10 protein-coding genes and 1 pseudogene are annotated in these 11,589 nt (G+C 69.0%); 6 read left to right on the top strand and 5 right to left on the bottom strand.

What is annotated here, in order from left to right:
- From VIR15_RS09535 to VIR15_RS09545, 3 genes are all read right to left on the bottom strand, one after another.
- A partial coding sequence (locus VIR15_RS09535) for a DUF4081 domain-containing protein (RefSeq protein WP_331927240.1) occupies positions 1-503 on the bottom strand: 503 nt, incomplete at its 3' end.
- Positions 504-534: 31 nt separating this feature from the next.
- A complete protein-coding gene (locus VIR15_RS09540) occupies positions 535-1,956 on the bottom strand; it encodes a HAMP domain-containing sensor histidine kinase (protein ID WP_331927241.1) in 1,422 nt (473 codons plus the stop codon).
- 60 nt (positions 1,957-2,016) lie between these two features.
- Positions 2,017-2,700, bottom strand: coding sequence for a response regulator (locus VIR15_RS09545; RefSeq protein ID WP_331927242.1), 684 nt, complete (start codon positions 2,698-2,700; stop codon positions 2,017-2,019).
- A gap of 235 nt (positions 2,701-2,935) precedes the next feature.
- Between VIR15_RS09545 and VIR15_RS09550 the strand changes: the two genes are divergently transcribed.
- The 6 genes from VIR15_RS09550 to VIR15_RS09575 are packed head-to-tail and all read left to right on the top strand — an operon-like array spanning position 2,936 to position 9,494.
- Positions 2,936-4,729 carry an ABC transporter substrate-binding protein gene (locus tag VIR15_RS09550; protein WP_331927243.1) on the top strand — a complete coding sequence of 598 codons (1,794 nt, stop codon included), beginning with the start codon at positions 2,936-2,938 and terminating at the stop codon, positions 4,727-4,729.
- Between the two features lie 19 nt (positions 4,730-4,748).
- Complete coding sequence (locus VIR15_RS09555; protein ID WP_331927244.1) at positions 4,749-5,780, top strand: ABC transporter ATP-binding protein; 1,032 nt, start codon at positions 4,749-4,751, stop codon at positions 5,778-5,780.
- Position 5,781: 1 nt separating this feature from the next.
- Complete coding sequence (locus VIR15_RS09560; protein WP_331927245.1) at positions 5,782-6,816, top strand: ABC transporter ATP-binding protein; 1,035 nt, start codon at positions 5,782-5,784, stop codon at positions 6,814-6,816.
- Positions 6,813-7,790: an ABC transporter permease gene (locus tag VIR15_RS09565; RefSeq protein WP_331927246.1), complete on the top strand. Its 978-nt coding sequence runs from the start codon at positions 6,813-6,815 to the stop codon at positions 7,788-7,790. Before VIR15_RS09560 ends, VIR15_RS09565 begins: the two co-directional genes overlap by 4 nt.
- A 5-nt stretch (positions 7,791-7,795) precedes the next feature.
- Positions 7,796-8,755, top strand: coding sequence for an ABC transporter permease (locus tag VIR15_RS09570; RefSeq protein ID WP_331927247.1), 960 nt, complete (start codon positions 7,796-7,798; stop codon positions 8,753-8,755).
- Between the two features lie 40 nt (positions 8,756-8,795).
- Positions 8,796-9,494 carry a 4'-phosphopantetheinyl transferase family protein gene (locus VIR15_RS09575; protein WP_331927248.1) on the top strand — a complete coding sequence of 233 codons (699 nt, stop codon included), beginning with the start codon at positions 8,796-8,798 and terminating at the stop codon, positions 9,492-9,494.
- A 10-nt stretch (positions 9,495-9,504) separates the two neighbouring features.
- Here the strand turns inward: VIR15_RS09575 and VIR15_RS09580 are convergent, their stop codons facing one another.
- Together VIR15_RS09580 and VIR15_RS09585 are read right to left on the bottom strand one after the other, a co-directional pair.
- A complete protein-coding gene (locus tag VIR15_RS09580; RefSeq protein WP_331927249.1) occupies positions 9,505-10,845 on the bottom strand; it encodes a M1 family metallopeptidase in 1,341 nt (446 codons plus the stop codon).
- Positions 10,845-11,589, bottom strand: a pseudogene (locus VIR15_RS09585) (amino acid adenylation protein); the annotation flags it as partial. The gene VIR15_RS09580 and the pseudogene VIR15_RS09585, both read right to left, overlap by 1 nt.

Genomic DNA, 11,589 nt, shown 5'->3' on the forward strand with positions numbered 1-11,589 from the left:
TAGCCGATCTCCTCGGTGAACATGTGCGCTGCTGCCGGCACGACGAGCCCGACCTCGTCCATGGTCGCTTGCCGGACTGCGGGGTCGATTGCGATACCAAGCCTGGACGGGCGGGTGGAGGTGGCGAGGAGTGGTTGGTGACCGCGGATGGCACGAACGGGACCCCACGACGGGCCGAGCCGGTTCCACAGGCCGACGACCTGCTCGCTCGGCCCGAAGATCGAGGCGCACTGCCGTCGCTGGCGCATGATTCGCGCGGCGACGTCCGCGACGCCGGACTCGTCGAGCCCCACCGGCACGACGTTGGCCGAGGCCCAGGCCAGCCCGTCGAGGCGCCCGTCGACCCAGTGTCCGAGCAGGGCGCCCGGGTTGGAGCGCAGCGCCCCCTCCTCGATCCGCGCGGCGACGAAGACGTTGGCCGGCCGGTCCCGGGCGCACCACGCCAACGCGGTGTCGCGGTCGGCAGCCGTCAGGGGCCGCACCGGGAGTCGTTGGCGGAGCACTCCCACACTCTGCCCGTCCTCGGGCCACGTGTCATCCCAGCACGCCGTCACGCGTCGCCCGGCGGGGTCGGTCGGTCGGCGTCGAGCCCGCCTTGGGGTGGCGAGTCGATCCCGGCTTGGCGATCGGCAGGTCCACGGTGAAGCGAGCCCCACCGTCTGGGCTCGCGGCGACGGAGACCTTGCCGCCGTGCAGCGTCACGTGGCGCTCGACGATGGCAAGCCCAATGCCGGATCCAGTAACGCCGTCGGAAGATCCCACCACCCTTCCGCCGCCGTCGCCTCGGGCGAAACGGTCGAAGACGCGACGTCGCTCGCTCGGCGGCACGCCCGGCCCAGCGTCGTCGACGAGAATCTGCACCACCCCATCCCGCCTCGTGACGCGCACCTCGGTGCAACCGGCTCCATGGGTCTCGGCGTTGCCGACGAGGTTGGCCACAACACGTTCCAACCGACGCTTCTCGACGGCGAGGACGACGCCCTCGGCTGCAGCGTCCACCACGGTGACGGACCGCCCGGCGGCGGCGTCCGCGGCGTGCCGGACGAGGTCGGCGATGACGACCTCCTCGAGCACCAGCCGGTCCCCCGCATCATCGCGGGAGAACTCGAGCAGGTCGACGACGAGACTGCGGAAGCGCTGGACGTCTGCGGTGAGCATGTCCAAGGGCTCGCGCACTGCGCGGGGCAGGGTCTCGCGGCGGTTCTGGATGACCTCGACAGAGTTGAGCATCGTGGTGAGCGGCGTCCGGAGCTCATGGCTGACATCGAGGGCGAACCGCGACTCCATCGCGACCCTCCGCTGCAGCTCATCGATGGTCGCGTTGAACGACGTGGCGAGCTCGCGCAGGTCTGGGTCATTGTCAATCGGGAGCCGGGCGCTGAGGTCCCCGTGCGCCACCCGCCCGGCCACCCTCCCGAACACGGCCAACGGGCGCAGGGCCAACCGGGTGGCTGCCCGCCCCAGCAGGAGACCGATGATCGTCATGGCCAGCGCCGAGGCGGCGAGGCCCACCGCGAGCTCGCGCAGCATGGCCCCGAGGGCTCCTTCGGGTATCCATTCGTAGAACACGTTGCCGCTGGGTTGGAGCGGGAGGCGCACGACGAAGTAGGGTGACCCGTCGAGAGTCATCCGTTGGACGTCACCATCCACGGATCCCGGGCGCGGCCTCAGGTTGGCGGGCAGCTGCTCCGGCCCGAAACCCGGCGCGCTCGACAGCCATTGGCCTCCGACGAGGGCAAGGGCGCTCTGGCCCGAGCGCACCTTGAGGGGCAGTGCCTTTGCGACGGCCTCCCGACCGTGCTCGACGGCTGCCTGGACCGCGTCCCTGTCGAGCACCGCCTCCATCACCGCATTGGACTTCGCCTCGCTCACCAGGTTGGCCGAAACCACGAACCAGGCCAGGATCGACAACCCCACCGAAAGCAGTCCCGCGAGCAGGCCGAAGGTGAGCGACAACCGCGCCCGTACGCCGAGGCGCCTCGATGAGGTGCGAGTGGGCTTTCCCGTGGTGGCCCCCTAGGCGGTCAACCGGTAACCGAGTCCGCGCGCGGTCACCACGTGGCGTGGCGTCGCGGGATCGCGCTCGACCTTGGTCCGCAGGCGCCGCACGTGGACGTCGACCAACCTGCTGTCGCCGAAGTAGCCATAACCCCAGACGCGGTCGAGCAGCCGCTCCCGGCTGCAGATCTGACCGTCGGCGACCGCCAGCTCGACGAGCAGGCGGAACTCCGTGCGGGTCAGGGGCACCACCACGCCTCCCAGAAGCACGACACCGTCATCGAGGCCGATCGAGAGGTCACCGAAATCCACCCTCCGGGGACTGCGGTCCATTGCAGGCTCGACGCGGCGCAGGAGAGCACGGATACGCGCGGTGAGCTCTTTGGCAACGAGAGGCTTGGTCACGTAGTCGTCGGCGCCCGCCTCGAGTCCGCCGACCACGTCGTGGCTGTCCGTGCGCGCCGTCACCATGATGACGGGGACCGTGCTCGTCCTGCGCAGCTCGCGGCACACCGCGAATCCGTCCCGGTCCGGGAGCATCAGGTCGAGCAGCACGATGTCCGGCCCGGTGTCGTGGCAGGACTCCAGGCCCTCCTCGCCGGTGGCCGCTTCGGCGACCTCGAATCCCTCGTCCTCCAGGGCGAGCCGGAGAACCCGGCGGACCCGGGGATCGTCCTCAACCAGCAAGACGCTTCGCCTCACCACACCAGCGTAAGCCGCGCGCTCGGAGAGTCTCACCTCGTGCCCCCGAAAAGTGTCACAGGACTGTCATGTTGTCGCACTGCGCGTAACAGCACCCTTGCGATCGCGTGACGACGCACGACCCGAGCGCCACAGGCCTGCTTGGTCGTGCCTAGGTTCGGGTCGTCATCACTTGCAGGAGTCACACGCAGGCGTATCGGCCTGCCGGCCTGCAAGGCAGCCGAAGGAGGACGTGATGACTTCGAGAACCAGGGCCTGCGTCGCGGCCGGCACGAGCGTCGCCACCGCCCTCATCCTGACCGCGTGCAACAGCGCGTCACCCGGGACGGGCGGCGCTGCGACGAACGCGGCGGCCGTACGCGGCGGCACGCTCAACATGCTGGGGACCGGGGACGTCGACTACATGGACCCGAACGTCAGCTACTACTCCGGCGGGTACCTCGGTCTGCGGATGTGGAGCAGGTCGCTGTTCACGAACCCGGCCGTCAGCGGCCAGGAGACGACTGCGGTGCCGGACCTCGCGACCGAGATCCCCAAGCAGGGCTCCGGGCTGAGCGCGGACGGGAAGACCTACACCATCACGCTCCGGCCGGGTGTCATGTGGAACACCAGTCCCCCACGCGCCGTGACGGCCGCAGACGTGGTCCGCGGCGTCAAGCGCACGTGCAACCCGGCCCAGCCGTTCGGCGGCCTGCCCGACTACATCGACCTCATCGACGGGATGAAAGCCTTCTGTGACGGCTTCGCCAAGGTCAAGCCCTTGGCGGCACCCATCGCCAACTACATCAACTCGACCGACCTGCCGGGCGTCAAGGCCAATGGCGACCAGACCGTCGTCTTCACGCTCACGCACCCGGCGTCGTTCTTCGTCGACATGCTCACCATGTCAGCGTTCTCACCGGCTCCCAAGGAGTGGGACGCCTACGTGCCTGCGAGCGCCGAGCTCGCGCAGCACACCCTGTCGGACGGCCCGTACCAGGTCGACTCCTACACGCCGACGAAGTCGATCACCTTCAGTCGGAACCCCGCCTGGAAGGCCGACACCGACCCGATCCGCAAGGCATACGTCGACAAGATCGTCATCGACGAGACGAGCACGCAGGACTCGATCCAGCAGCAGCTGCAGACGGGCACCGCGGCAGCGGACATGGAGTGGGACACCTTCCCACCGCCATCCCAGCTCCCGGCGCTCATCGCCGCGAAGGACCCCAAGCTCAACCTGGGTCCATCCGCCTCGACGAACCCCTACATCGTGTTCAACACGGCCTCGCCGAACAACGGTGGCGCGCTCAAGGACGCAGCGGTTCGTCAGGCCCTGTCCCACGCCCTCAACCGCACGAACATGATCCAGGTCCTCGGTGGCCCGGCCATCAACGCGCCGTTGACACACGTGCTGCCGCCGAACATCGTCGGCGGTGAGACGAGCTTCGACCTGTATCCGTATGACCTGAACAAGGCGAAGTCGATGCTCGCCAGCGCGGGTCACCCCAGCCTGACCCTCAAGTTCCTCTACCGCAACAAGTCCGAGGGCCAGAGCAAGGTCTACCAGACGGTCCAGCAGGACCTGTCGAAGGCCGGCATCAACGTCGTCGGTGTGCCATCACCCAACGCGGACTTCTACACGAAGTACCTCCAGGTGCCCTCGGTCGCACAACGCGGCGTCTGGGACGTCGCCCTGTCGGGGTGGGGAGCCGACTGGTACGGCGACGCGGCGCTGTCGTTCTTCAACCCGCTCTTCTCCGGCAAGCCGTCGTTCCCGCCCGTGGGCAGCAACTTCGGCCTGTACGACAGCCCGGCGGCCAACAGCGTCATCAACCAGGCAGTCCAGGCCCCGACGCGGGATGAAGCCCGTGCGTTGTGGGCCAAGGCCGACCAGCAGGTGATGCAGGACGCGGCGTTCTTCCCGATCACCAACCCGAAGACCGCCAACTACCACGCCGAGCAGGTTCACGGCGCCGTCTACATCCCCACCTTCCAGAACTTCGATCCGACGAACATCTGGTTGAGCGCGGACAAGCAGGGCGGCTGACGGAACACAAGGAGCGACCATGGCGCTGCTCGAGGTTCGCGATCTGGGGGTGTCGTTCAACACTCCGGACGGGATCGTCCGTGCCGTGCGCGGACTCTCGTTCGACGTGGAACAGGGCGCCACCCTCGCGGTGGTCGGCGAGTCCGGCTCCGGCAAGAGCGCGTCCGTGCAGGCGATCACCGGGCTCGCCCGAGGGGCTCGGGTCACCGGGTCCGCACGGCTCGACGGCATCGAGCTGATCGGGGCCCCCGCGCACGTGCTACGGCAGGTGCGCGGGGCCCAGATCGGCATGATCTTCCAGGATCCGCTCTCGAGCCTGCACCCGTACTACACGGTCGGGTGGCAGATCGTCGAGATGATCCGGGCACACGACCGTTCCCGGACCAAAGCCCAGGCCCGGGAGCGGGCTGTGGAGCTACTCGCAGCGGTGGGAATCTCCAATGCCCGCCGCCGGATCGACGACTATCCACACCAGTTCTCCGGGGGAATGCGCCAACGCGCCATGATCGCCATGGCCATGGCGTTGGACCCGGCGCTGCTCATCGCGGACGAGCCGACGACCGCCCTCGATGTCACGGTGCAGGCCCAGGTCCTGAGCGTCATGCGCAGTCTTCAGCAGGACTTCGGGACGGCGATCATCCTCATCACCCACGACCTCGGAGTCGTGGCGGAGATGTCCGACGACGTCATCGTGATGTACGCGGGCGGCGTCATGGAGCAGGCGTCGCGGCGCACGCTCTTCTACCTCCACCACCACCCCTACACGGAGGGCCTGCTCGGCTCCCTCCCGGCGCAGGGCAGCAACGCCGAGCGCCTCACGCCCATCCCGGGCACGCCACCCTCGCTCATCGACCTGCCCGGCGGGTGCCCCTTCGCGCCCCGGTGTCCCCACGTCTTCGATCGGTGTTGGAACGAGCGCCCGCCGCTCGCGCCCGTGGACGGCGATGAGTCGCACCAGTCGGCCTGCTGGCTGCCCCATGCACGGACGTACTCCGGTGTAGCCGCGCACAACGGCCATGGCGCTGGGGTGCATGCCGTTGAAGGAGAATGACGTGAACTCGCCACTGCTGCAGGCCGACTCGCTCACGAAGTACTTCGACGCGGGCTCGCGGGCGGTCGTCGGCCGCCGGACCGCGGATCAGGTGCACGCTGTCGACGGGGTCTCCCTGGACATCGAGCCGGGAGAGACGCTCGGCCTCGTGGGCGAGACCGGATGCGGCAAGTCGACCCTGGCTCGATGCCTGGCCAGGCTGCACGAACCGACCAGTGGGACCATCATCTTCGAGGGCAGGGACATCACCCATCTGGACCGACGCGACATGCGCACCGTGCGGCGCGAGGTCCAGATGATCTTCCAGGACCCCTACGGCTCGCTCAACCCACGGCGCCGAGTCGGCTCGATCATCGCCGATCCCTTCATCATCCATGGGATCGGGTCCCGGTCGGAACGAAAACGCAAGGTGCAGGAGCTCATGGAGGTGGTCGGCCTCAACCCGGAGCACTACAACCGCTTCCCCGCCGACTTCTCCGGCGGCCAGCGCCAACGGATCGGCGTTGCCCGTGCCCTGGCCCTGCGCCCCCGACTCCTCATCTGCGACGAGCCGGTCTCGGCTCTCGACGTGTCGATCCAGGCACAGGTCATCAACCTGCTCATCGACCTGCAGGATGAGTTCCACCTGACCTACCTCTTCATCACCCACGACCTCTCGGTCGTCCGCCACGTCAGCGACCGGATCGCGGTGATGTACCTCGGCAAGGTCGTCGAGCTCGCACCCGCCGGCGAGCTGTTCTCGAGGCCGCGTCATCCCTACACGCGCGCGCTGCTCTCCGCGCGGCCGGTGCCCGACCCCGACCTGACGGACAGTCGGGCGCGGATCGTGCTCACCGGCGACCTGCCGAGCCCGACCAATCCGCCCTCGGGATGCCGCTTCCACCCACGCTGCCCGAAAGCCGAGGCGGACTGCTCGGTGACGGATCCTCCGCTCGTGCCCGTCATGGGCGACGGGGAGGACCATCCGACGGCCTGCCTGCACCCGCTCGCCGTCGGCGAGGAACTTGCGCAACCACCCACCGGAGCCACGCCATGACCACGTCAGCCAGCTCAGCGGCATACGGCATCGAGGAGCCGACGGCGCCCCCTCCGGGTACGGCACCGGGGGAAGGCAGGGCCGCGATCCAGGGGCGCAGCCCCTGGTACCTCGCATGGCGACGCCTCCGCCAAGACCGCGTCGCCATGATCTCTCTCGTGGTGATGGTCCTCATCATCCTGATGGCGGTTTTCGCGCCGGTCACCGCCGCCCTGACCGGGCACCCGGTCAACGAGCAGTACCGCGACATCGGGCTGACCCCGGAGGGCTTGCCGACGCCGCCCTCGAGGACCTTCCTGCTCGGGACGGACGACCTCGGGCGCGACATCCTCGTGCGGATCGCCTACGGCGCGCGTATCTCGCTGCTCGTCGGCGTCGTCGCGACCGCAATGACGGTTGTCATCGGAGTCATCGTCGGCCTGGCGGCGGGCTATCTCGGTGGCGCCGTCGACACCATCCTCGCCCGGCTCATCGACGTCATCCTGTCGGTCCCCTTCCTGCTCGTTGCGATCGCCTTGGTGTCGGTCGTCGGTCCGAGCCTCCTCGTCACCGTCCTCGTCATCGGCTTCTTCAGCTGGGCGAGCGTCGCACGCATCGTCAGGGGGCAGGTGCTCTCGCTCCGCGAACGTGAGTTCATCGAGGCCGCCAGGTCGCTCGGCGCGAGCGACTCGCGGATCATGTTCGTCGACGTCATGCCGAACGTGCTCGCGCCGGTCATCGTCTACGCGTCCCTGCTCGTGCCAGTCGTCATCGTCGTCGAGGCGACACTGTCCTTCCTCGGGCTCGGCCTGCCTCCACCGACGGCGGACTGGGGCGGCATGATCAGCTCGGCGCAGAACTACTACACCACGGCCTGGTGGTTCGTCTTCTTCCCCGGCGCGGCGCTGCTCATCACCACACTGGCGTTCAACCTCTTCGGCGACGGCGTGCGAGACGCCTTCAACCCGCGTGACGATCTTCTCAGGGAGGAGTGACCGTTATGGGCCGTTTCCTCGTGCGCCGCATCGCCCTCGGGATCCTGGTCCTGTGGCTGATCACCATTGCGGTGTTCGCGCTGTTCTTCATCGCCCCCAACAACGTGGCACAGACGCTGGCCGGCCGGCAGGCGACGCCTGAGACGGTTGCGCTGATCTCGCACCGTCTCGGTCTCGACCAGCCGCTGTGGAAGCAGTACCTCACCTTCGTGGGCAACGCAGTCCGTGGCGATCTCGGCTACGACTACTACCACCAGGTTCCCGTCACCGAGATCATGGGCGCGGCCCTGCCCATCACGATCTCGCTCGTCATCGGGGCGGCGATCCTCTGGCTCGGCTTCGGGGTCTTCAACGGTGTCATCTCGGCCATCCGTCCCCGGTCCTTCGTCGACCGCGGCCTCACCGTCTTCTCGCTGTTCTTCTACTCGATGCCGACGTTCCTGCTCGGGCTGCTCCTGCTCTACTTCCTCTACTTCCAGCTCACCCTCAACGGCATCGCCATCTTCCCGGCCGGCGGCTACGCACCCCTGACCGAGGGAGTCGGACCATGGTTCCAGCACCTGGTCCTGCCCTGGGTGACCCTGGCCCTGGTGTCGGCCGCGACCTACACCCGTCTCACGCGTGCGTCGATGCTTGACGTCCTCAGCGAGGACTACATCCGAACCGCCCGGGCCAAGGGGATCGGCGAGCGAAGGGTCGTCGTCCGACACGGCCTGCGCGCCGCCCTGACGCCGGTCGTCACCCAGTTCGGCATCGACGTCGGCACCCTGCTCGGTGGTGTCGTCGTGACCGAGACCGTCTTCAGTCTGCCCGGGCTCGGCAAGACGGCCATCGACGCGATCAACCAGCAGGACCTGCCGGTCATCATCGGGATCGTCCTGTTCGCCTCGGCGGCGGTCGTCGTCGCCAACATCCTCGTCGACGTGGCCTACGCCGGGCTCGATCCGCGGGTCCGACTGCACTGACGTCCGGGCACCGGGCACGAGGGTGGGCCACCATGGACGGGTGACCGCATCGTCCAGAACCAGCCCTGTCACCGCGGTCACCGTCGACGTCTGGGTGCGGCGCGTCGCCGACGTTTCGGACGGCCACGACCTCCTCGACGACCACGAGTGCGCCGCGCTGGCTCGGATCGTCCCGCCCCCAACTGCCAGGTCGTATGCCGCTGGGCACGTTCTCGCGCGTCGTGCCGTCGCGAGCGTGGTCGGGTCCACCGCGTCGTCGCTGCGTTTCGACCGCACGTGCCCGAGGTGCGGCGCTCCGCACGGTCGCCCGGTGATCGTCGGATCCCACGGTGTCGAGCTGTCCCTCTCGCGGTGCGACGACTGGGTGGCGGTCGCGATCTGCGCGGTCCTCCAGGTGGGCATCGACATCGAGTCGATCCAGGCCGTCCGGTTCCCCGGCTTCCCCGACGTGGCGATCCACCCGGACGAACGAGACGTCGTGGAGCCGAGCGCTGACGCCCTCTTCCGACGACACGCCGTAAGCTGGGTGCGCAAGGAAGCGGCGCTCAAGGCCCTCGGGATCGGGCTGCGCACGGACCCGGCCGGGGTGCCGACCCCGCCCAGCGGCATACCCACTGATCTGCTCGGCCGCGGTACCGCCAAGGTCACCGTCCACGACGTTGCGCTCCCCTGGCCCGATGCCGCTGCCGCGGTCGCCGTGGCTGGTCAGGTCCCGCAGGTGGACGTGCGTCTGCGCTGAGGACCCAAGCTCAACCGAAGCCTGCAGTCGTCGTCGGCAGGTCGGGCAGGGCTGCGCCCCATAGCCAGTCGTCGAGCAGTTCCTCGGCCCGCGTCCCGAGGTGGCGAGACGCGTGCGCCCGGAAGGCCTCCGTGGTCACCGAGCCGTGAGCGTTGCTGGCGACCCAGTCGCGCACCATCGCGAAGAAGCTCGGGTCACCCGACTCACGGCGCAGGGCGTGCACGGTCAGCGCGCCCCGCTTGTAGACCCGGTCGTCGAACATCAGGTCGGGCCCGGGATCGCCGATGACGATGTCCTGCGGGAGCGTCGCGAGTCGCGACCAGTGCTCGCGGGCCGAGCGATCCGCCGTGATGCCGTCAGCGGCCTCGCCCCAGAGCCACTCGGCGTAGCAGGCGAAGCCCTCGTTGAGCCAGATGTCGCGCCACGTCGCGATCGTCAGGCTGTTGCCGAACCACTGGTGCGCGAGCTCGTGCGCGACGAGGCGCTCCTCATGGCCCCTGCCCTGCAGCCAGTTGGGGCCGAAGGTCGCCATGCCCTGGGCCTCGAGCGGCATCTCCAGCTCATCAGGCGTGACGACGACGGTGTAATCGGTGAAGGGATAGGGCCCGAAGAGCCGCTCGAAGACCTCCATCATTCGTGGCTGACGGGACAGGTCGGCCCGCGCCGGCGCGATGAAGCCGGCCGGCAGCACGACCTCCTGCCGCACCGGCTCCCGCGAAAGGGTGAAGCGCGTGTACTGGCCGATGTGGACCGCGGCGAGGTAGGTCGCCATCGGTGACTCCTGCTCGAAGACCCTGCTGGTACGGCTGCCGCGTACCCGCTGGGCCGTCAGGGTGCCGGTCGCCACGACGTCATAGGGCGAGTCACAGTCGATGGCGATGCGGTAGGTGGCCTTGTCGCTGGGGTGGTCGTTGCACGGGAACCAGGTGGCCGCCCCCGAGGGCTGCGAGGCGACGAGAGCTCCGTCGTCGAGCTCCTCCCAGCCGACCGCACCCCATCGACTCCTCGCCGGCCGGGGGTTGCCCGCGTAGGTGATCGAGACGGTCGTCGTGTCGCCCACCACGGCGGTATCCGGGAGGCGCACCATGATCCGGTCCCCGCGGTGGGTCCAGGGGACGGTTCGCCCAGCCACGGTCACCTTGCTCGCCCGCAGCCCGGCGAGGTCGACGGCGATTCGGTCGGTCTCCTCGAGATAGCTCACATCGAGGGTGGCGCGGCCGGAGAGCCGGTTGCTCGACACGCGGTAGACGAGGTCGAGGTCGTAGTGCGTGACGGCGTACCGGCCGTCCCCCCGCTCGGGCACGTAGGGGTCGAGGACCTCGTCGTCGCGCACCTTGGTCGATCGCGGCATCAGTCGCGGGCTTCCGTCCACGGCGCGATGGGGTTGCCGGTCCACCGGCTGCTCGGCGGCACCGTCTCGCCGCGAAGGACGAGCGATCCGGGGCCGACCGTCGCCCCCGCGCCGATCGTGGCAGCGGGCAGGATCACCCCGTGCGGACCGAGAGTCGCACCGGCGGCCAGGGTTACGGTGTCCATGCTCATGATTCGATCATGGAAGAGGTGGGTCTGGAGCACGCAGCCCCGGTTGACCGTGACGCCGTCCCCGAGCCGCACGAGGTCGGCCTCGGGCAGCCAGTAGGTCTCGCACCACACGCCGTGCCCGATCTTCGCACCGAGGCTGCGCAGCCAGATGTTGATGGCCGGCGTGCCGGTCGCCGTCCAGGCGAACCAGGGGCCTGCCACCATCTCGACGAAGGTGTCGACGACCTCGTTGCGCCAGACGAACGGGCTCCACAACGGATGCTCGATGGCGCGGATGGGCCCCACGACGACCCACTTGGCGATCACCGTGACACCAGCGGCGACGGCTCCGACGGCAGCCAGGACGACTCCCCCGAGGACCGCGGCCTCCCAGACGCCCCACGCCTGGACGATGCCGGACAGCGCGACGAGCACCGCGACCCCCAGGCCGACGGTCACCATCACGGGAACGATCCGGCACAACTCGACCACGGCCCGGATCAGCTTGAGCCGCAAGGGCGGCTCGTAGGTTCGCTCCGCGTCGGTGCCTTGCGGTGCCCGGCGAAGCCGTACC

Source organism: Intrasporangium sp., assembly GCF_036566125.1.
GTDB lineage: Bacteria > Actinomycetota > Actinomycetes > Actinomycetales > Dermatophilaceae > Intrasporangium.